Below are 22361 nucleotides of genomic sequence, written 5' to 3' on the forward strand. Positions count from 1 at the left end.
GGGTGGAGGTCTGCAAGGGGCCTCATCGGATGTGCTTCGCCGGCTTGGTGGCGGCGTTGAGCAGGTACTCCAGGGGTCCGCGGCGGAAGGAGCGGGACCAGGTCGCGGCGAACACGGTCGCCCCGAGGACGAACATGAGCAGCGGTCCCCAGGACTGCTGGCTGCTGGTCCCGCTGGGCATGGACAGCGCGGACTGTGCGACGAAGTGGCCGACGTAGGCGGTCAGGGACATGGTGCCCACGGCGATGACCGGTTTGGCCAGGCGGCGCAGTCGCGGCAGGCGGTCCATCGCCGCCGTCGCGGCCACGATCACGAGGATCGCGACTCCCACGCTGCCGATGATGTCGAACGTGGTGCCGCTGTGCGGCCCGGCTGTCAGGAGCATCGATGCCTGGGGCTCGAACGCTCCGCCGTCGGGAGGCATCGATCCGGAGCTACCGGGCATCGACCCGGAGCTACCGGACGACGGGCCGCCTTCCGCCAAGCTGTCCAGCGCGTCCTTGCCGGCCAGCAGCAAGGACATGCCGTACGCGGCCGCGGTGAGAGCGGCGCCGAGCGCGGCCAGGCGCCACTGGACGGCGGCCTGGGACAGGTCGAGGCGGGCCAGCGCCATACCGGCGATCACGAACGACATCCACGTGATCGTCGGGTAGAAGCCGGTGAACAGCAGATCGAGCACTCCCACGTCACTGAGCCGGTGCAGCGGGTCGTAGGCGTTGATGTTCCGCTGGACCGACTCGGTCCGCCATGGACTCCTTCCCCCGGCTGCGCCGCCTGTCCTGGCCCGTCATCGCGGTCGGCTCGATGTCGCTGACGGCGTACGTCTACCACATCGTCGCCATCTGGCTCCTGGGCACCGAGGAAGCGACCGTCCCGCCCCTGTACGTCCTGATCGGCTTCATCGCGTCCGTCACCGTCCTCGCCACCATCTGGTCCCGCTTCTTCCAGCGGGGGCCGCTCGAATGGCTGATGGGCATGGCGACCGCCCCGGCGTCCCGGTCTCGGGGCCGGGGAAGCCCTAAGGGACTGTAAGGACTTGGCTCCCGGCATTGAGCGACCCTGTTCGCGCCGTCGACTCTGTGTGCTCCCGAGCCGCAGACAAGGGAGTTCCGATGGCCACACAGACCACCGCCGAGCGCGCGCGGAAACCGCGCCGCGACGAACGCAGGGTCGTCAGCAACATCGTGCGCGGATCGATCGGCAACCTGATCGAGTGGTACGACTGGTACGCGTACACCGCCTTCAGCGTCTACTTCGCCTCCGTCTTCTTCCCCTCCGGCGACCAGACCGCCCAACTGCTCAACACCGCCGCGGTGTTCGCCGTCGGCTTCCTGATGCGGCCGATCGGCGGCTGGATCCTGGGCCGTTACGCCGACCGCCGTGGCCGCCGCGCGGCGCTGACGCTGTCGGTGACGCTCATGGCGGCCGGTTCGCTGATCGTCGCGCTGACCCCGTCGTACGGCTCGATCGGGGTCGCCGCGCCCATACTGCTGGTCGCCGCGCGGCTGTTGCAGGGGCTCTCGGTGGGAGGTGAGTACTCGACCTCCGCCACCTACATGTCCGAGGTGGCCTCGCCCGGCCGCCGCGGTTACTACTCCAGCTTCCAGTACGTCACCCTCATCGCCGGCCAGCTCACGGCGCTCGGCCTCCAGATCGTCCTTCAGCAGGTGCTCAGCCCCGCGCAGATGGAGTCCTGGGGCTGGCGGATCGCGTTCGTCGTCGGTGCCGCCGGAGCGGTGGTCGTGCTGTGGCTGCGGCGCGGCATGGACGAGTCCGAGAGCTTCGAGCGCGCCGCGTCGGAAGGCGAGGAGGAGCAGAGCGGCCCGGCCCGCGGCAGCCTGCGACTGCTGCTGTCCTACCCGCGGCAGTGCCTGGTCGTCGTCGGGCTGACCATGGGCGGCACGCTGTTCTTCTACACGTACACGACCTACCTGCAGAAGTTCATGGTCAACACCAGCGGCATCGCCAAGCCGACGGCGGCCTGGATCAACTTCTTCGCGCTGCTGGTGTTCGTCGTGCTCCAGCCGGTCATGGGCCTGCTCTCCGACCGGGTGGGACGGCGTCCCCTGCTGATCGCGTTCGGGGTGCTGGGCACCGTGGTGGTGGTGCCCTCGCTCACCCTGCTGTCGCACACCAGCGACCCCGTGTACGCGTTCCTGCTCATGGTCGTGCCGCTGGCCGTCAGCTCCCTGTACACCTCGATCAGCGCGGTGGTGAAGGCCGAGCTGTTCCCGACCTCCATCCGGGCGCTCGGCGTCGGCCTTCCGTACGCGCTGACCGTGGCCGTGTTCGGCGGGACCGCCGAGTACGTCGCCCTCTGGTTCAAGAACGCCGGACACGAGAACTGGTACTTCTACTACGTCACCGCCTGTGTCCTGATCTCGCTGCTCGTCTACATTCGGATGCGCGAGACCTCCGAGGCGTCGCCCCTGGACGAGGGCGTTTCCGGGTCTCGCGGCTGACGAGGCGGGAAGGAGGCGACCGTGCGGGTGCTGCTGGCCGAGGACGACGACGGTGTGGCGGGCGCGTTGACCGAGGCCCTGTACGACAACGGCCACCTGCCGGCCCGGGTGCGGCGCGGCGAGGAGGTGCTCGCCCGCCACCGTCAGGCGGACCTGCTGCTGCTCGATCTCGGCCTGCCCGACCTGGACGGTCTTGAGGTGCTGCGCAAGCTGCGCGCGGTCAGCCCCCTGCCGGTGGTGGTGCTCACCGCGCGGGGCGACGAACGGTCGGTGGTGCGTGGCCTGCGGCTGGGCGCCGACGACTACCTGGTCAAGCCGGTCCGGCTGGCCGAGTTGCTGGCCCGGATCGACGCGGTCACCCGGCGGGCCGCGGCGCTCTCGGCGCCGGCGCAGCGCACGGTGCGTGCCGGGGACGTCGAGGTCGATCTGGACGCCCGCCGGGTCCTGGTCGGGGGCGCGGAGGTGCGGCTGACCACGAAGGAGTTCGAGGTACTCGCCGCGCTGGCGGCCCGGGCCGGCACGGCGGTCAGCCGCCAGCAGCTGATGGACGAGGTGTGGGGCGACGCCTTCCTCGCCGTGTCCCGCTCGCTCGACGTGCACCTCACCCAGGTGCGGGCCAAGCTCGGCCGCCCCGAGGTGCTGACCACCATCCGCGGCTTCGGCTACCGCTTCGGCGACTGAGCCGGTTCTCACGGCAGGCCCTGTTCATGCGCACCCGCGTCCTCACCGTGGTCCTGGCCTTCGCGGTCCTGGCCGTGGCCGGCTTCGCCGTCCCGCTGCTGGCCGTCACCGCCGCACAGCGCACCCAGCAGCTCGTCGCGGCACGCACCGCCGACCTGGACCGTTTCGCCGGGCTGGCCGAGCAGGCCGCCGAGAGCGACGACACCGGCGCCCTCACCGCCGACGTGCGCCGCTACACCGAGCTGTACGGCGAGGCGGTCGTGGTCGTCGACGCCCGCCGCGCCCCGGTGGTGCAGACGGGTGGCCTGCGCGCCGCCGACCCGGCCGTCGCCCGGCTCGTCGACGCGGCGCTGCGCAACCAGCCCGTCCCGCCCGGAGGGACGCTGCGGCCCTGGTCCCGGGCCGACCGGCTGCTCGCCCGCCCCGTGGGCACCGGGACCAGGGTGTCCGGCGCCGTGGTGCTGCGGGTCTCGGTGCGGGCCGCCGCGGACGACATCGCCCTGCGCTGGGCGCTCGTCCTGGTCGGCGCCGGCCTGTTCGCCGTGGCCTGTGTGCTGCTCGCCCGCCGGGCCACGCAGTGGGTCGTACGGCCGCTGCACCGTCTCGACCGCGCGGTCGGCACGCTGGCCGCCGGTCTGCCGCCCGAGCACGCGCGGGCCGGCGGACCGCCGGAGCTGCGGCAGCTTGCCACCGGCTTCAACCGCATGGCCGACGCGGTCACCACCGCGCTGGAACAGCAGCGCCGGCTGGTCGCCGACACCTCGCACCAGCTCCGCAACCCCCTGGCCGCCCTGCGGCTGCGCATCGACTCGCTCCAGCCCCACCTGCGCACCTCCGCCACCCGCACCTACAGCGGGGTGACGGCCGAACTCGAACGCATGGAGCACCTCCTCGACGACCTGCTCACCCTGGCGAACGCCGAGCACCGCGCCGGTGAGCTGGCCGTCACGGACGCGCGGGAATCATGCTGCGACGGGACGGAGGTCGCCGCGGCCCAGGCCCGGCTGTGGCAGCCGGTGGCCGAACAGGCCTCGGTCCGCCTGGAGTTCGTCCCCGGCCCGGCCGTCCTCATGGCCTGCTCGGAGGGAGAGCTGGCCCAAGTCGCCGGCATCCTCTTCGACAACGCGATCAAGTACGCGGGGAGCGGCGCCCGCGTCGTGGCACGCTGCTTCACCGAGGGCGCGGACGCGGTGTTCGAGGTACAGGACGACGGACCGGGCCTGGACACCGGCGAACTCCCCCGGGCGGGCACCCGCTTCTGGCGCTCGGAACGCCACCGCGAGGTACGCGGCAGCGGCCTGGGCCTGGCGATCGCCGAGCGGCTGGTGGCCGGTCACGCCGGACACGTCCGGTTCACGGCGGCCGAACCGCACGGGCTGCGTGTCCGGGTCGTACTCCCGAAGGGGCACACGACATGACCGGCCCCGCCCGCCCCACGCCCCGCCGCACCGTCCTGCGCGCCGCTCTCGGCGCGGCGGGCGCCGGCCTGCTCGCAAGCTCCGCGACGGCGGACGCGCGGCGCCCGGGCAGCGGCCCGGAGGGAGACCTGCGGATCGCGACCGGCGAGCCCGACGGGTTCTACGCGGCCTTCGGCCGACTGCTCGCCGCCCAGGTCACGGCCGCCTACCCCCGGCTGTCCTGCCAGGTGGTCAACAGCGAGGGCAGCGTGGCCAACGTGCGGCTGCTCCAGGCTCGCCGGGCCGAGGTGGCGCCGGCCCTGTCGGACATCGCGTGGGCGGCGTACGGCGGCACCGCGCCGTTCGACCGCCGCGTCCCGCTGCGCGCGATCGGCAGGGTCTACGAGAACTACGTCCAGCTGGCCGTGCGCTCCGGGGCGCCCATCCGCACCGTGGCCGACCTGGCGGGCCGCACCGTCTCGCTGGGCGCGCCCGCCTCCGGCGGTGCCGTGCTCGGCGACCGTCTGCTGCGGGTCGCGGGCCTGACCCCTGGCACCGACGTACAGGTCCGGCATCTGCTGATGCCGCAGGCGGCCCGCGCGATGCGGTCCGGCGCGATCGACGCCCTGCTGGTGGCGGGGGGCGTCCCGCTGCCGGTGCTGTCCGGGCTCGACACCCGCCCCGGTATCCGCCTGCTGCCCCTGTCCGGCCTGCTGCCCCGGCTGCGCGCCGCCCTCGGCCCGGCGGGATCGGGCCTGGAGGCGGTGACGGTGCCGGCCGGGGCGTACGGGCGGAACCCCGAAGTTGCCACCATCGGCGTCGCCAACCTCCTGCTCTGCCGCCCCGACCTCCCCTCCCCCGTCGCCGCAGCCCTCACCCACGTCCTGGTCCGCCGGGCCGGCCGCCTCGTCCCCGCCCCGGCCCTCGGCACCCAGTTCCTCGACGCCCGCAGCCTGATCTCCACGGGCGCCGTGCCCCTGCATCCGGGGGCGGTCGCCGCCTATCGCGAACTGCACGGCTGACGACGCCGCTGCGCCGCACTCCGGCGCCCGGCGCTCGCGACGGCTAGGATCCCGGCCATGGCCATGACCATGAACGACGTGGACCGGTTCGAGGCGGCCAGGCCCCGCCTGGAGGCCATCGCCTACCGTCTCCTCGGTTCCGCGAGCGAGGCCGAGGACGCCGTGCAGGAGACCTTCCTGCGCTGGCAGGCCGCCGACGTCGACCACATCGAGGTGCCCGAGGCCTGGCTGACGAAGGTACTCACCAACCTGTGCCTCAACCAGCTCTCCTCGGCCCGAGCGCGGCGGGAGACCTACGTGGGCCAGTGGCTTCCCGAGCCGGTGCTCGCCGGGGACCCCATGCTGGGCCCGGCCGACACCGCCGAACAGCGCGAATCGGTCTCGTTCGCGGTCCTCGCCCTGCTGGAGCGCCTCTCCCCGAACGAGCGGGCGGTGTACGTCCTGCGGGAGGCGTTCGACTACCCGCACCGGGAGATCGCCGAGATCCTCGACATCACCGAGGCCGCCAGCCAGCAGATCCTCCACCGGGCCAAGAAGCACGTCGCGGACGGCAAGGCCCGCACCGAGGTCGACGAGGCGGCCGCCCGGCGGATCGTCGACGAGTTCCTCGCGGCCGCCACCAGTGGCCGGACCGAGCCGCTCGTGCGGCTGCTCACCCAGGACGCGATCTCGGTCGGCGACGGCGGCGGGAAGGTCCCGGCCCGTGCCAAGGCGTTCGAGGGTGCCCTCGCGGTCGCGAAGTTCATGCGGGGCCTGTTCAAACCCGGCAAGGCCAAGCGTGACCTGGTCGGTGGCTCACCCGACGTCTACGCCACGACCGCCAACGGCGACCCGGCCCTCGTCGTGGTCCTCGACGGCCGGGTCATCGGCGTCATGTGCCTGGAGGTCACGGCCGAGGGCATCGCCGGGTTCCGCAACCAGGTCAATCCCGACAAGCTCGAACGCGCGACCAGGCTGTGGGCGGCCACCGAGCACGGCGATCCCCTGCTCAGGATTTTCTGACCGGCCGACCACGATGTGAGGTGCTTCACACCGCGTTCCTGTCAGGAAACGGCGGGCTGCCCGGTTCAAGGGGCGAGTTCCGCTCAAGACAGGAGCCCGGAAATGCAGCACCGCATCGTCGTCCTCGGAGCCGGATACACCGGAGCCATCGCCGCCGGCCGCCTCGCCAGGCGGCTGTACCGCGAAGACGTCGCCATCACCCTCGTCAACGCCGAGCCCGACTTCGTCGAGCGCGTCCGGATGCACCAGCTCGCGGCCGGCCAGGACCTCAGGTCCCTGCCCCTCAGCGAGATGTTCGCGGGCACCGGCGTGGAACTGAAGCTCGCGAAGGTCACCGGCGTCGACGTCGACCGCAGGACCGTCGCCGTCGTCGACGCGGACGGCCCCGGGGATCCGGAGACCGAGGAGCTGGAGTACGACACCCTCGTGTACGCCCTCGGCAGCGGCTGGAACGACCAGGGAGTCCCCGGCGCCGCCGAGCACGCCCACCAGATCGCCGGCCGCCCCGGCGCACTGCGGCTGCGCGAGCGCCTGGCCCGCCTGGACGCCGGAGAGTCCGTGGTCGTGGTCGGCGGCGGACTCACCGGCCTGGAGGCCGCCACCGAGATCGCCGAGGCCCGCCCGGACCTCGACGTCGCCCTGGCCGCCCGCGGCGAGCTCGGCGACTGGCTCTCGCCCAAGGGCCGCCGGCACCTGCGGAAGGTCTTCGGCAAGCTCGGCATCACCGTCCACGAGCATGCCGCCGTCACCCGCGTCGAGGGCGACCGCGTCACCGCCGCCGACGGCGGGACGATCCCCGCCGCGGTCACCCTGTGGACCACCGGCTTCGCCGTCCACCCGATCGCGAAGGCCACCACCCTGGACGTCACCGACACCGGCCAGATCGTGGTCGACGGGACCATGCGCTCGGTCTCGCACCCGGACGTGTACGCCATCGGCGACGCGGCCCTGGCCATGGGCCCCGGTGACAAGCCGCTGCGGATGTCGTGCGCCTCCGGCACCCCCATGGCATGGCAGGCCGCCGACGCCATCGCGGCCCGCCTGACCGGCGGGAAGCTCCCGAACGCGCCGCTGCGCTACTTCAACCAGTGCATCTCGCTGGGCCGCAGGGAAGGCCTGATCCAGTACGTCACCGCCGACGACCGCGCCGTCCGGGCGGCCCTGACGGGCCGGTTCGCCGCCGTCTACAAGGAACTGGTCTGCAAGGGCGCGGCCTGGGGCGTCACCAACCCGACTCTCGGCCTGCCGACCCGCCGCCGCCACGTCGTACGGCAGCCGGCCCGTGCGGGCTCGCCGGTCGGGACAGCGGCCTGACTCGCACGGCGGCCGTCCCGGTCCTTCCTCAGCCCCGCATCCCGAACAGGGAACGCGTCACCCTCGTCCTGCGCACCAGCAGCTCGTACGCCGCGAGCGTCAGGGCGAGGGACTGCGTTCCCAGAGTGTTGGACGGGTGGCCGTCGAGGGCCATACCCGCGGTCGAGGACTTGGGCGAAGGCCGGCCGGTGGACGCCGAGTGATCGATCCCTTGTGGACGAACCACTCGGCGTTTCCCCGGTGACGGCCTGCGGGACGTCGTGCTCAGAACACCAGCGGCAGTTTCTTGACCCCGGTCATGCTCAGGCTGGGAAGGAACACAGGCGGGCTGTCCGGATCGCTCCGCAGGTTCGGGAAGCGGTCCAGCAGGATGTTCAGCGCCACCCTGCCCTCCAGCCTCGCCAGCGGCGCGCCGATGCAGAAGTGTGCGCCACGGCCGAACGCCATGTGCGGGTTCGGGTCCCGCGTCGGGTCGAAGGTGTGCGGATCGGTGAACACCTTCGGATCCCGGTTCGCCACGCCGAGAAAGGTCACCACCAAGGAGTCGGCGGGGATGCGCTCGCCGCCGAGTTCGACCTCGGTCGTGGTGGCCCGCGCCGTCCCCGCGAACGGGCTGTAGAACCGCAGCGCTTCCTCGATCGCCGCGGGGATCATGCTCCGGTCCTCACGAACCCTGGCGAACCACTCAGGATGGGTGTCCAGGCTCAGGATCGAGTTGCCCAGCAGCATCGTGGTGGTGATGTGCCCGGCGATCAGCAGGACGTTGGAGAAGTTCACCACTTCGTTGTCGGTGAGGTGTTCACCGTCCACTTCGGCCTGAACCAGCTTGGTGATCAGGTCTTCGCGGGGATTCCTCTTGCGGTCCTCGACGTGTTCGCGCAGGTAGTCGGAGAGTTTCCGGACCTTCAGCATCGCGTCCTGAAGCCGCTGCCGCTGTTCTTCGCTCCGGTCGGCGAACGAGAACTCCTGGGTGCTCTCCATCAGGGCGTCCCCCCATTCCCGGAACCTGTACCGGTCCGAGCTGGGCACTCCCAGAAGTTCGGCGATGACGATGACCGGAAGCGGATAGGCCAGGTCGTTGACCAGTTCCATCCGGTTACCGTCGGGCACCGCGTCGAGCAATTCGTGGGTCAGCTCGGCGATGCGTGGTTCCAGATCGGCCACCATCTTCGGGGTGAACGCATGGCTGATCAGACCGCGGAGCTTTTTGTGCTCCAGCCCGTCCATCTGAATGAGGTTTCCCTCGCTGAACTCCTCCTGGCCCTCCAGCATGTCCTTGGGTATGACGCGCTGTGTATTCGAGGAGAATGTCGCGGGGTTGGCCAGGACGTGCTGGACCTCCTTATAGCCGTAGACGCACCAGATCCCCGCCTGAGCGTCGTAGCGCACCGGGGCTTCCGGCGCCTGGCCGCGTAGCCAGAACTGCGCCTCGTGAATTCCCCAGGCGTCGGCCATGGATGTCATGTTTCGTCATCCTTTGCTAGATCGTAGGTACAGACCCGCCTGCGGCGTCCATCGCGGTGACTTCCTGCGAGCCAGACGCAGGGCTCTGGCAGAGGGCTTCGTCCCGGGCGCAATTCGCCCTGGGTTCACAAGGATTTCCCGACGAGGTGCGCCAAGGAATTGCTACGCGGCCGGCTTGCGCGCGGTGACCCGCTCGACGACGCCCAGCTTGCGCCGCTCCTGGTGCTCGATGACGAATCCGGCCTGCTGGACCAGCGGGAGAGGCCGGCGGGTCTGGTAGTCGCCGCACTGTCGCAGCATGTTCTTCTCGAGCATGCGCTGCCACCAGAAGACCAACCGGTGGTGACTGCCCACGTGGTCGAGCAGCAGCAGCCGCCCCCCAGGTCGCAGCACCCGGTACATCTCGGCGATCACGGGCCGTTCGTCGGGCACGCTGCACAGCCCGAGCGTGCAGACGACCGTGTCGAACGAGTCGTCCGCGAACGGCATCGCGTGGGCCTGTCCTTCCCGCAGCTCGATCTCCCGGCCCAGTGCGGCGGCACGGTCCCGGGCCTGGTCCAGCATGGCCGGGCTCAGGTCGAATCCGGTCAGGGACACCTCGGCCGGATAGAACTCCAGGTTCAGGCCGGTGCCGATGGCGACTTCGAGGACTTCCCCCTTTGCCTGGCCGGCCACCCAGGCACGCCCGTCGTCGAGCAGCATCTTCTCGAGACGCCCGGCGTCACGGTCGTAGCGGGGAGCGTATTCCTGCCACAGTGCGAGGAGCCGTTCGTTCTCTTTGGTCACGTCGGTCACGTCGTTCTCCCGTTGTCAATCCGCCCCGTGCCCGATCGGGCTTGACCTGTCCGCCGCGGGGAACTCCCCGCACCGTTCGCGGCATTAGGGCAGCGCGCTCATCGGATTCGGTTCGGGGTTCCAGCGACTGTGCCAGAAAAGTGTCGCCATCGGCTAGGTTCGCAAATTCAGATCCGCGACGAATCCGCCGCGAGTGCCCCTTTCGACCGCCTTCTCGCCTCTGTTACGGGCAGGCCGGGGACCATCGAAACCCGTTTCCGGGCTGTGCTCTTGAGCCACTTCGTCCGCGCCAACACCTGGACCTACCCCACGGACTCTTGCTTCAAGCACGCAGGTCCGCACCCATCGCCGCAGGTCCCGACGCTTCTCCCCGTTCCGCCGACCAGACATCGTGCCGTACATCGCCCTGGACGGCCAGTGCTTTGCCACCATCACACCCGAGCTCGCGAACTTCGTCCAGTGGCACGCATGCTGCCTACACGCAGAAAGGGCGTTCTGACCAGCAAGAATTTCAACCCGCAACTAATGTGACCGGCAGGCTATTGCTTGACAGGCCTGAGTCCCGTCGGTAACGATCAACCCACGGCGATCGACCAACCGCCGTCTGTCTAGGTTTCTCAACGGGGGAGAACTGTGGACGTCAGTACGCCTGCGTTACAGCAAATAGCGTCCTTGGTCTCGCCGTACGGCCTCGTATCCCGCACCGCGGCTCTGCCGGTGGCCGACGGCGATCCGGACTTCGCCATCCGCGTCGCCGGCATCGGCGATCCGTCGAAGGTCCTGCACAGCATGCGGGGCTGGAGCAACGACGGGGACCTGGGCAATGTCGATGGTGTCGGCAGCGCACTGGCCGGCGAGCGGGCCAGGCTGATCTCGATCGCCGAGGCGCTCGAACGGTACTCGGTCTGCGCCTGGCACGACGAGGACATCCTGGTCGCCGCCGAGGACGAGCTCACGGAGGAGTTCGTCTCGCCCACGCGCTGGCCCCAGTGCTCCGCGAGCGAGTTCGCTCGCGACGACTGCGGTCTGGTCCCGTACGACCCGGCCGTTCCGATCAGATGGGTCCGGGGCTGGTCGCTCACCCGGCGGTGCTCCGTCCTCGTCCCGGCCATCGCGGTGTACCTGCACATGGCACCGCAGTCACCGTCGGAACGTTTCACCAGGGGCATCACCACGGGAGCGGCCGTCCACTCCGATCTCCGCAGCGCGGTGCTCGGCGGGCTGCTCGAGGTCGTGGAGCGGGACGCGCTCTCGATCGCGTGGCTACAGCGCCTGCGGTTGCCGCGACTGTCGGTCGATCCGGAGCTCCTGGAACCGCTCGAACGCGCCTACCACGCGACCGGGACCGCTCGTCACCTCGACGTCCGGCTCTTCGACGCGACGACGGACTTCGGCATCCCCGTGGTCTATGCCGTGCAACTCTCGCCCCACGAAGACCGGTTGGCACAGATCGTCTGCGCCACCTGCGACGTCGACCCGCGGCGGGCCGTCGCCAAGATCTACCGTGAACTCGCCGCCGTGCGGGTGGCGTTGCGCGGCGCGGTGGACAACCGGCCGGTGGGACGGCCCGACGACGGGACCGTCAGTGTGGTCGGCTCGGCGGCGTACAACGCCTCGGCCGAACGGCGTGACGCCTTCCGGCACCTGCTGGAAGGCGAGCGCGACGTACGGCGTCTCGAAGAGCTGCCCGACCTGTCCGCCAGCGCCGACCCGCTGGCGACCGCGGTTTCCCAAGTGGCCGCGCGGGGGGCCGAGGTGCTCGTGGTCGACGTCACCACGGACGAGGCACGACAGGCCGGCATGCACGCCGTCAAGGTGCTGGTCCCCGAGGCCATGCCCCTGTCGTTCATTCACAGCGAGCGATACCTCGGCACGGAAAGGCTCTACACCGCGCCGACGGCTATGGGCCATGAGAGCCACGGCGAGGAGTCGCTGAATCCGGAACCGCAGCCTGCTGCGTAGATAGGGGACAAGGCACGTGCTGTCCGAGCAATCAGAGGAATGCCTGTACCTGGTGAGAGACGCGTTCGGGGAGCAGTACGCTGACGCGTACCAGGCGACGGCATCGAGCCGGGTGACCGGCAGTGAACTTCCCGACGACGACCGGCTGTCACACGCCGCGGTGATCGCGGCGGTGTACTCCGGGCAGGACGAGAAGCTGCGTGACGCGCTCGACCGACTCGGATTCGAGCGGGGCGTCCCGACGGTGGCGGTCGAACTGCTCCCGACCAGGATCGTGTGCGGTCCGGCCGTGATCCCCGGAGCCACGGCCTGCTACGACTGCTACCTGCGGCGCGTCGAGCAGCACCGGGACCCCGCGCAGACCGATCCCGTGGGCGAGGCGACCCGGGGCCTGCCAGAGGGCTTCGGCCGGATGCACCTCGCGATCGCGCACGGTCTGCTGACACTGGCCATGGCCGAGTTGCGCACGGGACCGGTGGGGCTCGGCGGCACGGTACGGACGTTCGACCTCGTCGCGGGGACGCTGTCGACCGCGTCGACGGTGGCGGTGGATCGCTGTCCACGTTGCGGTGCCCGATGGGGCGACCGGCGGACCGGCATCGGCGCGGTGGCTGGTCTCACGTGAGGTTTTCGCTTTGGGGGAGGAGTGCAACCGATGGGTGTTGAGCTGAGGGCGGATACCCTCGGACGGGTCGCGCGTCGGGACAAGCAGATCGCTGTCCCCGTCCGCCCCGCTCTCCGCAGGGGCGTTCGGCTGCGCCAGTCCGGCGACGCCGTGATGCTCGATGGCGCGGACAAACGGCAGGTCTTCACCGGGAAGTTCGCGCGCGGTCATCTCGGCCGGCTGGCTGCCGCTTGTGACGGTACCGCCACGCATGCCGATCTCGCCGCCGCGGTGGGACTCGACGAGGCCGTCGTCCACAAGGCCTTGGCCCTGTTGTGGGCGTCAGGGGCCTTGGAGGAGGGCACCCCGGCCGGCGAACACCCGGCGTCACCGCCCGAGCTCGCCTGCCTGTTGTCACGGCTCGGCAACTCCACCGGAGTGAACCGGTCCTGGACCGACGCCGCGGCGAGGCTCGGTCGCGCCACCGTCCATGTGGCCGGACACCGCCCCCTGGTGGAGGCCACGACGAGCTGCCTGAGCGGGGTGTGCGAGGTGGTCGACGTCATCGATCGGCTGCCGGTCGCCGACGACGCCTTCGTCGTCTTCTTCGAGACCCGGCAGTCCCAGCCGGAGCTCATCGAACTGCAGCGCCGATGTTGGCTGGAGAAGCGGTCCCTGTTGCGCGTCCGGGCCGACAGCACCTCGATGGTCATGGGACCGTACGTGGACCCCGCGTTCACCCCGTGCCTGGAGTGCGGCGTGTCGGGCGAGGACGACCTGTCGGACGATCCGCCGCAGCACGCGTACGACCTCATCGCCGGCCTCGTCGCACATCACGTGCTCGCGCTCGTCTCGCGATCGATCCGGACCTGTCTGCCGCTCGACGCAGGCATCATCGACCTGACCACCCTGTCGACGCGACACCGCCCGAGCGCGACCCGCCCCGGGTGTCCCACGTGCTCGTTCAGCGAGGGCACGACGGCGTCCGTGCCGCCGTCCAGCGCGACATACGAGGCGGCGGTGGCGTTGCCGCCGCGCAGGTTTCTGGATCCCAAAGGGCATCTGGCCCACTTCCAGTCCTCGAACATCAAGCTGCAGTTCGAGTTCCGGAACTGGCCCAGCTGCCCGCGGGTGGCGCTGCCCGAGGCGGACGTGTCGAGGTTGGCCGGGGCGCCGGTCGGAGACCGGGCGGACCTTGGCCGGCCCGATGTCGCCCTCCTGCTCGCGATGGCATTCGGCATCCGCGAGCGGACCGACGGGTGGGTACAACGATGGACCGCGGCCGGCGGGAACATCGGCTCGGCGACGGCCTATGTGGTCAGCCGTGACGAGGCCGTACTGCCCGTGGGCGGGTACGCGTACCGCGACCAGGACCACTCCCTCGCGCAACTCACCACCGACGAGCTGCCGGGCGACCGGCCGCTGCTGCTGGTCGTCACCTCCAACCTCAAGAAGATCGCCGCCAAATACGGCACGTTCGGGCTCCGGCTCTCGCTCTGCGACGCGGGCGTCGGACTGTCCACCGCCCGGAGGGTCACCGAACACCTGAACCTGGACCATTCACTCGTCACGGACTGGGACGACCACCTGCTGAGTGAGTACCTGGGTCTCTCCCCGGCCGAAGAACCCATCGCCGCAGTCATGGAAGTGGGCTGAATCAATGCGATCCGACTCGTCCATGATGCAACCGCTGCTCGACGGCTTCGCCGCTCGTGCCCGTACGAGCGACGGTCTCGCGGCACACCGGTCACCGATGCCGTTCGCGGATGCCACGCCCGTCGCCATCGATGAGCAGGAGGCGGCCCACGGGCACCCCCGCGATCTCAGCGCCACCCTCCTGACACGCCGGTCGTCCTTGCACTACGCGGACGCACCAGTGCGCACGGACCTGGTCCTGAGCCTGTTGCAGCACGCGTTGCGGCGTGATTCCGACGGCTGGGAGCTCGATGACGACGCCGGCCCACTCGAGGCATTCGTCTTCGCGCTGCGCAGCGAGGGGAAGCCCGCCGGGGTCTACCGGGTCACCGCGCGGGAGTTGTCGTTCATCGCCCCGACCTCGGTCGTGGGCGATCCAGAACTCCTGGGCGTCCAGCGCGAGTTCGCCGACGCGGGCGGGATCGTCAGCCTCTACGCCAACATCGACCGCGCGGACTCGTGGGCGGGATCGCACGGTTACCGCCTCTGCGCGGTGCGTGCCTCCATGGCCCTCTACGACTTCCACCTGAGATGCCAGTCCCACGGCCTCGTCGGCACCATGTTCGGCGGGTTCATCGGCTCGGCCGTCCGGAACCTGGTCCAGAGCGACGGTGTCACCCGGCACCCCCTGCTCGCCGCCACCTATGCCCACCCGGCGCCGTGATCAGCGGCGTCAGGCCGCGCCCATCCCCCACCCCGTCGACGGTCAGCCGGCGACGCGACATGCCGCGCGACGAAAGTGAGTGAGTTGATGTCCTACGAGGGTGCGTCGCACGCGGCGGGTGTCGTCCTCGCCCGCCCGGACGTGTCCGCGCTGCGGACGAAGCAAGGAGCATGGATCGGCGTCGGCTCCGCGTCCTTCACGATCAAGGGTGCGGGCGCCTTCGGCGTGGTCTCGACGCTGCTGGACCGGTCGGACGGCAGTCGCACCGGTGACGACCTGGTCGGTGCGTTCCCGGCCGGATCGCGGGCGGCGGTGTCGCGCGTGCTCGACGCGCTGGTGGCCCATCGGTGTGTGACCGTCCTCGGCGCGCCGATCGCCCACCAGGTCACCGTCAAGGGCCCCGCGGCGGAGTGGCTGATTCCGTTCTTCTCCCAGCTGACGGATGAACCGGTGCGCGCGCTGGACCGCGTGCTCGCCACCACCCTCCACCTGTACGGCGGCGCCGACTGGCTCGGGCGCCTGCGCCAACTGCTGGGCAGCTCGCCGCTGTTCGGGCTGCGGACCGAGTACCACACCGTCTCGGACGAGGACCCGGTACCGCGGTGGGAGCACGCGGACCTGGTCGTCATCGACGCGGACAGCCTGCCGTACGAACGCACCGTGCGACTGCAGGACGCACTCCTCGACCGCGGCGTACCGCACGGCATCGTGGGCGAGGCGGGCCGGCGCCACTGGATCCTCTGGTCCGACGACAAGTCGACCGGTTGCTGGGCCTGTCTGTGCCGATACGGTCGCACGGCGCAGCCCGATGCTCCGGCCGACACCATGTCACCGGCACCGGACGACTTCGCTGCGGCAGCCGTGATCCACGCGATCTACCAGCGCACTGCCGGGCTCGGTGAGCACACGGCAGCCGCGGTGGCCATGCCCCTCGACTCGGGCCTGCCGACGGTGAAACCGCATCCCGCGTGGTCGGCGGCGGGCTGTCGTTGCCACCGGGCGGTGGTGTCACCCGCCCCCGGCGACCAGCGCGGCGACGCGGAAGAGGCCCTGGTCCGCAGGAACATCGTCAGTCCCGACGACGACAGTCGGCTGGACGACGACCACGAGCACATCATCGACGTCCTGGCCGGCTGGACGGACGAATTCGTCGGCCCCTTCCGGTACCTGGACGGGGGCGACCTGCCCCAGGTCCCGTTCGGGCAGGCACGGGCCACCCTCCTCGTCGGACCTGCCGGGGCGCACGAGATCACCGCCGCCACGCTGTCGTCCCGGGAGGCCCTGTACCAGGCAGCGCTCAACGGCCTCGAACTCCTCGCCGCGCAGCACGGATCGCGGCCGAACCTCAGCGCCGGATGGACCCTGGACGAGGCGATCTACCGTGCCCTGCTGAGGCAGTCGATGCTGACGCCGGCGGACGACGCCGAGTGGGTGCCGGTGTCCGACGACGACCTGGGGCACGACGAGTGTGCCGCCTTCAGCCGGTACATCCAGCGGGGTGTCGAGCGCACCGATGGCTGCGAGGCGCTGCAGTGGTCCGGCACCCGCCTGCCGAACGGCCTCTACCGGGTCCTGGGGCGCGCCACCGGAAAGACAGTCACGCAGGGCGCGGGCGCCTGTTACGCGGAAGCGGTGTCGACGGCGTTGCTCCGGCTCGTCAACGACGACAGCGCCCTGGTCCCGCTCAACCCGCACTTCCGTGACTGGACTGAGGTATGGCGGCACATCGCACGGCCGCGGTGTACGGAGGTGACCGCGCACACGGTGCCCTTCGCGCGGCAACAGGTCCGACTGGTGGAGATGGCATGAGTACGCAAACGCACGTTCCACCTGCCGCGGACCTGGTCTCCGCTCTGTTGGCCGATGCCGGCGCACCCGCGCCCGCGGAGGTACTCCTGGGCCCGCTGACCGACCCCACACGGGTACACACCGACGGAGGCGGGTCGGGGCGGAGCATAGCCGTGTTGTTCTGGTGCGGCAGCGTCTACGTCCTGGCCTACGGTCCGGCGGACGAGGGCGGCGGCGGATGCCCGCGGTGCCTGGCGTGGTCTCTCACCAGGCACGTGGACTCTGCCGACATACCGTTCGAGGACGCGCCCGACGGCGATTCCGCAGGAGGCGCGCGCAGTGACGCGCTCTGGCGGCAGGCCGGTCCCGCGGTGCGCACGGTCGTCACTCGGACCGCGGCACTCTTCCTGCGGGAGAACTCGCCTGCCGGCACGCTCGCCATGGTTGACCGAGCAGGCGGCGCGGTGCGACAAGGACTCGTACCGCCGAGGACGGGATGCCCGGCATGCCAGTCGGCGACGACCACGACCACGGTCGCCTTCGGCTCCGCGCCCGAACTGCTCGAGAAGTCCGACGGTGCGCTCCGGGCCGGCCGCCCGCTGCCGCCGACACTCACGTCCGACTACCTGGGACCGCACTCGCTGTTCAGGGAACCGCTCGCCGATCTGGACGGCCCCCTCCCCACGGCGCAGGTGGGACTCCCGCTGGGCAACGGCGTGCTGGAGCCCGGGGTCGGGCGCTCCCGGAGCTTCGCCAAGAGCCGGACGACCGCGGTGCTGGAGGGCCTGGAGCGCCTCGCAGGCTTCTGCTACCAGCCGGTCGACGGCACCGTTCAGGCCTCGCTCTCGGAGCTGGGGACACGGGCCATCGATCCCCGCACCCTCGGTTACCACTCCGCCGACCAGTACGCGCGCGAGGACTTCCCCTGGTCGCCGCTGGACGCGGCCGAAACGGTGGAATGGGTCCCGGTCACGCCGCTCGGCGAAGGACCCGCCCGGTACCTTCCGGAGGTCGCGCTGTCGTGGGTGCGCCGCCCGGAGACACGTCAGCCCTTCTTCTACGACACGTCGAACGGCTTCGCGCTGGGCCAGAGTCACGAGGAAGCGACCCTGCACGGGCTCTTCGAGATCGTGGAACGGGACGCCTTCCTGCTCACGTGGTACCGCAAACTGCTCCTCCCCGAACTCACCCTGGGACCGGCCGACAGCGACATCAGGGACTTGATGGAGCGCGTCGAAGTGGTCACCGGATTCCGGGTCCGCCTGTACTGGGCGACCTTGGACATCGAGATCCCGGTCGTGCTGGCCCTCGCTCAGCGCGACGCGGACTCGGGTCCCTGCACGCTCGTGTCGACCGCGGCCAGCCTGTATCCGCGGGCGGCGGCCGAGTCGGCCATCTTCGAGGTGGCCGCGCGCGTGGCCTCCATGAGGTACGTGTACGACGACGACCCGGAGCACCGGCAGCGGCTCGCGGAGGACTACGACTCGCTGGTCACCATGGACGACCACAGCCTGCTCGGTGCGCTGCCCGCCCACCGGGAGTGGTTCGCGTTCCTGACGACGCCGGACCGGCCCGAGATCAGTCTCAGCGCGGCGGCCGCGGCAGCCCCGGTCTTCGGCACCCTCAAGGGGGACCTCGACTACGTGCGCACGCAGATCGAGGCCGTCGGCAGTCACGTCTACGCGGCCGATCTCACCACGCCGGAGCTGCGCTGGCGCGGGCTGGTGTGCACGCGCAGCTTCGTCCCCGGATGCCTGCCGATGACCTTCGGGCACCGCACACGGCGTATGGAGGGACTGCCACGCCTGCACGGCGGACGGCTCCCCCATGCCTCCCTGCTGCCCGACGACCAGACCCCGGCGGACGTCCCGCCGCACCCCTTTGCGTAGCCCGCAGGTAAGAGAAGGAGAGCCCTTTCGTGCGATCGGATGAGCATGCGGAGCCGCCGGCTGAGTCCACCGCGAGGGTCAGCCCCTACGTCCTCTTCCGGCGTAGCCGGCTGCCGGTGGCAGAACTGGCGGACCTCCGGTTCGACGAGACCTGGGCGCGGATCGAGGAGAGCCGCCGTCTCCGGGCGGAATGCGCGCGGCGTGCGGAAGAGGTGTCCGACTCCCTGGCCGGGTTCGTCCCGCACGTGGACGAGTCGGTGCGTGCCGATCTCGTCCGGCTGCGCCGTGACGTCTACAACCAGCGTGCCGAACCGGCGGCGCGGCGCATCGAGGTCGTGGAACCGCACCTGGAAAAGGACACGGTCGCCGGGCTGAGGGAGTGGTTCGACCTCGTTCAGCGGATGCGGCGCTGCGAGGACGAGGCGCAGTCGCTGTTCGACGCGAGGATGCAGTCGGCACGCGCCGGTTTCGCCCGGCTCTTCGAGCACGACTCGATGGCGAGGAGCATCCAGCTCTCGGGCGACCAGCTCTACGAGAGCCTGCGCCGGTACACCTCGGGCGAGATGGGTTCGGTCAAGCCGAGCCGGTTGCGCGTCCTTGAGTCCACGCTGGTGAACTTCGCCTATCGCGCCGCGCTGAAGCCGTCGCCCTTCGGCCGGTTCACCGAGGTCGGAGCCTTCCCCACGGATCTGTCCGAGGCCGGGCACGCCGTGTCCGAGCCCCGGACGTACTCGACGTCGACACTGAACCGGGTGCTGGTGAACTGGCTGGTCGCCGGACTGCGACGGGTCGACGGCGGCATCGACCTGTGCCAGGTGCTGCTGAACTCGTCGCTGCACGCGGACGACAAGACGATCGAGTTCATCGGGCTCGTCCCCGATGCCGGCGGCGAAGGCCTCTCGGAGACGGTCGTCAGGCTCAAGCGCGACAAGGTCGTCAACTGCATCCTGACCGTCCTGGCCTCGGGCACGGCGTCGGTGCCCGAGGTGCTCCGGGCACTGACCGAGCTGACCGGCAAAGAGGAGGTCAGCAGGAAGGCCCTGCGGGCGATGCTGCGGCTCGAGCTGCTGTACGTCAGCCCCGGCTTCGACGAACAGGACCCGGGATACTCCGAGAAGCTGGCGGGGGTCCTGCGCGCCGGGACGACCCCGCCCGTAGCCGCGATGAGCGGTCACCTCGACACCCTCGTGGAACTGGAAACGGCGCTTTCCGACGCGCCCACGGAGAAGCGCAGGCCGCTGCTGAGCGCCGCGGACAAGGCCCTCACCGGCATCGCCGAGGTCTGCGGGCTGGAAGCGCCCCCCACTGAGATCTCCAGGGCGCCGGTGTACGAGGACCTCTGGACGCCCGACCGTCCCGCCACCTGGAACCGGGAGTCCGTGGCCAAGAGCGTCCCCGCGCTGGAGAGCCTGTGGCGGCTGTCGTCGATGCTCGACTACGGCCACACGAAGCGGCTGGGCGTGTACGCCTTCGCGGCGGACACCTTCGGCGACCGCGAGACCGTGCCCTTCCTGACGTTCTTCGAGAAGCTCGTACAGCTCTCGGAAGCCGAACAGGACGCGGTGTTCTGGGGGCGTTACTCCGCGGCGGCGGAGACCTTCATCGCGCAGCGCGACCAGGCCCTGCGTGACATCGGCGGGCAGCTCGTACCCGAGGACGGCGTCGTCCGGATGACCCCCGAGGCCCTCAAGGACGCCTGCGCGGGCGTGGAGGACTGCGTCGACCCCGACTCGATCACCTTCCGGGTCCAGCTCGCGGGCGGCGCCCCGTCGCCCGACGTCGTGGTGAACGGCGTCCTGACGGGATACGGCGTCTACTTCTCGCGCTTCAGCTCGTTCATCGAGGGCTCGGCCGCCGAGGGCTGGACCCTCCGGTCGGCCGTCCGGGAACACCTCAGGAAGGCGTTCCCCGGGCAGGTGGACCTCAACATGGTCGCCGGGCTCAACTTCAACCTGCACCCGCCGCTCACCGACCGGGTGCTGAACTACCCCGGCACCTGGCCCACCTCGCCTGAGATGAAGGCCTACAGCCTCGACAAGCTGATGATCCGGATCGACCACGCCCACCGCGGGCTGCTCCTCTGGGACCCCGAGCTCGACGAGCGCGTCCACCTGACCCCCATGAACTTCCTGCTCCCCATCGTGGTGCCGGTCCTCTACAACCTCATAGAGGTCCTGAGCCCGACCATCCGGTACAACTACGCGCCGATGGACGACATCGGGCGGGCGATGGGTCACCGCGGGTACCCGGGCTCGTCCCCCCGGCTGATGGTCGGCGACGTCGTCGCCAGCCGCAGGACCTGGACGGTGCCCGCGCGCGAGATCCCCGAACTGTCCGAGCTGAGCAAGGACTCGTACCCGGCGCTGCTGCGCTTCGACCAGTGGCGCATCGAACAGGGCCTGCCCCAGCACGCGTTCGTGCTGACCCAGCGCCTGGACGAGTACAACCTGCTGTCCGGGCTGGTCGAGGAGATCCCACGGGACTGGACCGACTTCAACCACCTGCACAGGGCCAGTGTCCACAAGCCCATGTACGTCGACTTCCGCAATCCGTATCTGGTGCGCAGCTTCGCGAAGACCGCGCTGACGCGGGACGACGTCTACGTGTCCATTCGAGAGTGCATGCCGGAGACCGATGAGTACGGCGGCTCAGGACCGGCAGCGGCAGAGGAGTTTTTCGTTGAGCTCTACAGGGACTGAACCTGACGCCGAGTGGCGGCCACTCCACATCTATCTGCCGATGTCCCTCCAGCCCACCTTCCTGCGGGACGTGATCCGTCCAGTCGTGCGGGACGCCGGGATGCGGGAGCGCTTCTGGTACTTGCGGTACTGGCAGGGCGGTCCGCACATCCGGCTCAGGCTCCACCGGGCGTCGGACGAGACCGTCGAGTCGGTACGCGGCATGCTGGCCGCGGCGATGCCCACGCTCAACGCCGAGCAGGCCTCCGAGTACGAGGAGCAGTCCTCCCTCCAGCCGGGCCTGGCCGATCTCGAAGGGGCGAAGCCCGAGGAGGTCAGGGCGCCGGGCACCATCGAACCCACCCCCTACTCGCCCGAGTACGCGAAGTACGGCGGGACCACGGGACTCCGCATCGCCGAAGAGCTCTTCCGCTCCACTTCGGCCGCGGTGCTGGATCTCCTCGCCGACCGGTCGGACCGTGAACTCAAGGCGTCGCCGGCGGGTCTGGCCATTCGCATCATGGCCATGTCCCTCAAGGGCTCCGGGCTGGACATGGAGCAGAGCCAGGACTTCCTCAGCGCCTACGAGGAGGACTGGCTCAGGTGGGTGCCGCCCGGTTACGAGGAGAAATGGGCGGCCGTGTACGAGAAGACGCGGAGCAGGGTGACCAACCTGTGCAGCGCGGTCTGGCGCGACGGAGCCACGGACGTCTTCCACGACATCTATGCCACTGCGCTGAGTTCCACACTCTCGGTGCAGGAAAAACCGACGGGGAGTGACTTCGCGGAACTCGCGCTCGAAAGAACCCCGTATGCCGGCTGCCTGGCCAACTACATACACACGACCAACAACCGCCTGGGGATTCTCCCGGCTGCGGAGGCTTTCCTGGCGTATGTCATCCGGAGTTCCCTTACCGAACTGCGGGTGCCTCACAGGGCTTGAC

Annotated in this window: 17 protein-coding genes and 2 pseudogenes; 15 read left to right on the forward strand and 4 right to left on the reverse strand. The window is 70.3% G+C overall.

Annotation, left to right across the window (positions count from 1 at the left end; genetic code table 11):
- Nucleotides 1–22 precede the first annotated feature (22 nt).
- A pseudogene (locus tag ABFX81_RS21795) lies at nt 23–742 on the reverse strand (DUF418 domain-containing protein); the annotation flags it as partial.
- On the opposite strand from ABFX81_RS21795, the pseudogene ABFX81_RS21800 reads away from it, so the two are divergent.
- The 7 genes and pseudogenes from ABFX81_RS21800 to ABFX81_RS21830 all read left to right on the forward strand — a co-directional run.
- Nucleotides 742–1032 (forward strand): annotated as a pseudogene (locus tag ABFX81_RS21800) (DUF418 domain-containing protein); the annotation flags it as partial. The pseudogenes ABFX81_RS21795 and ABFX81_RS21800 overlap by 1 nt on opposite strands.
- Before the next feature lie 80 nt (nt 1033–1112).
- Nucleotides 1113–2462, forward strand: a complete 1350-nt coding sequence (locus ABFX81_RS21805) for an MFS transporter (protein WP_086851536.1) — start codon at nt 1113–1115, stop codon at nt 2460–2462.
- A 21-nt stretch (nt 2463–2483) separates the two neighbouring features.
- The gene (locus tag ABFX81_RS21810) at nt 2484–3143 is read left to right on the forward strand and encodes a winged helix-turn-helix domain-containing protein (RefSeq protein ID WP_086851538.1); all 660 of its coding nucleotides are present in this window, start codon (nt 2484–2486) and stop codon (nt 3141–3143) included.
- Between the two features lie 26 nt (nt 3144–3169).
- Nucleotides 3170–4561 (forward strand): sensor histidine kinase, encoded by a 1392-nt coding sequence (locus ABFX81_RS21815; RefSeq protein ID WP_346138518.1) that lies wholly within the window; start codon nt 3170–3172, stop codon nt 4559–4561.
- Nucleotides 4558–5562 (forward strand): TAXI family TRAP transporter solute-binding subunit, encoded by a 1005-nt coding sequence (locus tag ABFX81_RS21820; protein WP_346138519.1) that lies wholly within the window; start codon nt 4558–4560, stop codon nt 5560–5562. The genes ABFX81_RS21815 and ABFX81_RS21820 overlap by 4 nt, the downstream gene beginning before the upstream one ends.
- A 57-nt stretch (nt 5563–5619) precedes the next feature.
- On the forward strand, nt 5620–6564 hold the full coding sequence (locus ABFX81_RS21825) for an RNA polymerase sigma-70 factor (RefSeq protein WP_086844236.1): 945 nt from the start codon (nt 5620–5622) through the stop codon (nt 6562–6564).
- A 102-nt stretch (nt 6565–6666) separates the two neighbouring features.
- Complete coding sequence (locus ABFX81_RS21830) at nt 6667–7878, forward strand: FAD-dependent oxidoreductase (RefSeq protein WP_086844235.1); 1212 nt, start codon at nt 6667–6669, stop codon at nt 7876–7878.
- Nucleotides 7879–7906: 28 nt separating this feature from the next.
- Here ABFX81_RS21830 and ABFX81_RS21835 read toward each other — a convergent pair whose 3' ends face one another.
- The 3 genes from ABFX81_RS21835 to ABFX81_RS21845 form a co-directional block, all read right to left on the reverse strand.
- Entirely contained in the window at nt 7907–8104 is a 198-nt protein-coding gene (locus ABFX81_RS21835) for a hypothetical protein (RefSeq protein ID WP_346138520.1), read from the reverse strand.
- A 38-nt stretch (nt 8105–8142) separates the two neighbouring features.
- Nucleotides 8143–9333, reverse strand: a complete 1191-nt coding sequence (locus tag ABFX81_RS21840; RefSeq protein ID WP_086844233.1) for a cytochrome P450 — start codon at nt 9331–9333, stop codon at nt 8143–8145.
- Between the two features lie 171 nt (nt 9334–9504).
- On the reverse strand, nt 9505–10137 hold the full coding sequence (locus ABFX81_RS21845; RefSeq protein ID WP_346138521.1) for a class I SAM-dependent methyltransferase: 633 nt from the start codon (nt 10135–10137) through the stop codon (nt 9505–9507).
- A gap of 672 nt (nt 10138–10809) precedes the next feature.
- Here ABFX81_RS21845 and ABFX81_RS21850 point away from each other — a divergent pair.
- The 8 genes from ABFX81_RS21850 (at nt 10810) to ABFX81_RS21885 (ending at nt 22360) form a co-directional block, all read left to right on the forward strand.
- Nucleotides 10810–12099, forward strand: a complete 1290-nt coding sequence (locus ABFX81_RS21850) for a YcaO-like family protein (protein ID WP_346138522.1) — start codon at nt 10810–10812, stop codon at nt 12097–12099.
- A gap of 52 nt (nt 12100–12151) precedes the next feature.
- The gene (locus tag ABFX81_RS21855) at nt 12152–12724 is read left to right on the forward strand and encodes a TOMM precursor leader peptide-binding protein (RefSeq protein ID WP_346138523.1); all 573 of its coding nucleotides are present in this window, start codon (nt 12152–12154) and stop codon (nt 12722–12724) included.
- 30 nt (nt 12725–12754) lie between these two features.
- Nucleotides 12755–14359: a tpaE gene (locus tag ABFX81_RS21860; RefSeq protein ID WP_086844227.1), complete on the forward strand. Its 1605-nt coding sequence runs from the start codon at nt 12755–12757 to the stop codon at nt 14357–14359.
- A gap of 22 nt (nt 14360–14381) precedes the next feature.
- Nucleotides 14382–15062, forward strand: a complete 681-nt coding sequence (locus ABFX81_RS21865) for a nitroreductase family protein (RefSeq protein WP_346138524.1) — start codon at nt 14382–14384, stop codon at nt 15060–15062.
- Between the two features lie 87 nt (nt 15063–15149).
- Nucleotides 15150–16871, forward strand: coding sequence for a hypothetical protein (locus ABFX81_RS21870; RefSeq protein ID WP_086844223.1), 1722 nt, complete (start codon nt 15150–15152; stop codon nt 16869–16871).
- Nucleotides 16872–17290: 419 nt separating this feature from the next.
- The gene (locus ABFX81_RS21875) at nt 17291–18739 is read left to right on the forward strand and encodes a YcaO-like family protein (RefSeq protein ID WP_346138525.1); all 1449 of its coding nucleotides are present in this window, start codon (nt 17291–17293) and stop codon (nt 18737–18739) included.
- A gap of 29 nt (nt 18740–18768) precedes the next feature.
- A complete protein-coding gene (locus ABFX81_RS21880; RefSeq protein ID WP_086844219.1) occupies nt 18769–21438 on the forward strand; it encodes a lantibiotic dehydratase in 2670 nt (889 codons plus the stop codon).
- Nucleotides 21419–22360: a thiopeptide-type bacteriocin biosynthesis protein gene (locus tag ABFX81_RS21885; RefSeq protein WP_346138526.1), complete on the forward strand. Its 942-nt coding sequence runs from the start codon at nt 21419–21421 to the stop codon at nt 22358–22360. Before ABFX81_RS21880 ends, ABFX81_RS21885 begins: the two co-directional genes overlap by 20 nt.
- Nucleotide 22361: the final 1 nt, after the last annotated feature.

Source organism: Streptomyces coeruleofuscus (assembly GCF_039532725.1).
Taxonomy (GTDB): Bacteria; Actinomycetota; Actinomycetes; order Streptomycetales; family Streptomycetaceae; genus Streptomyces; species Streptomyces coeruleofuscus.

Excerpts from the sequence above, each read along its gene's own strand:
- ABFX81_RS21805 (WP_086851536.1), top strand. The coding sequence starts at position 1,113 with ATGGCCACACAGACCACCGCCGAGCGCGCGCGGAAACCGCGCCGCGAC.
- ABFX81_RS21815 (WP_346138518.1), top strand. The coding sequence starts at position 3,170 with ATGCGCACCCGCGTCCTCACCGTGGTCCTGGCCTTCGCGGTCCTGGCC.
- ABFX81_RS21820 (WP_346138519.1), top strand. The coding sequence starts at position 4,558 with ATGACCGGCCCCGCCCGCCCCACGCCCCGCCGCACCGTCCTGCGCGCC.
- ABFX81_RS21825 (WP_086844236.1), top strand. The coding sequence starts at position 5,620 with ATGGCCATGACCATGAACGACGTGGACCGGTTCGAGGCGGCCAGGCCC.
- ABFX81_RS21830 (WP_086844235.1), top strand. The coding sequence starts at position 6,667 with ATGCAGCACCGCATCGTCGTCCTCGGAGCCGGATACACCGGAGCCATC.
- ABFX81_RS21840 (WP_086844233.1), bottom strand. The coding sequence starts at position 9,333 with ATGGCCGACGCCTGGGGAATTCACGAGGCGCAGTTCTGGCTACGCGGC.
- ABFX81_RS21860 (WP_086844227.1), top strand. The coding sequence starts at position 12,755 with ATGGGTGTTGAGCTGAGGGCGGATACCCTCGGACGGGTCGCGCGTCGG.
- ABFX81_RS21865 (WP_346138524.1), top strand. The coding sequence starts at position 14,382 with ATGATGCAACCGCTGCTCGACGGCTTCGCCGCTCGTGCCCGTACGAGC.
- ABFX81_RS21870 (WP_086844223.1), top strand. The coding sequence starts at position 15,150 with ATGTCCTACGAGGGTGCGTCGCACGCGGCGGGTGTCGTCCTCGCCCGC.
- ABFX81_RS21875 (WP_346138525.1), top strand. The coding sequence starts at position 17,291 with ATGGTTGACCGAGCAGGCGGCGCGGTGCGACAAGGACTCGTACCGCCG.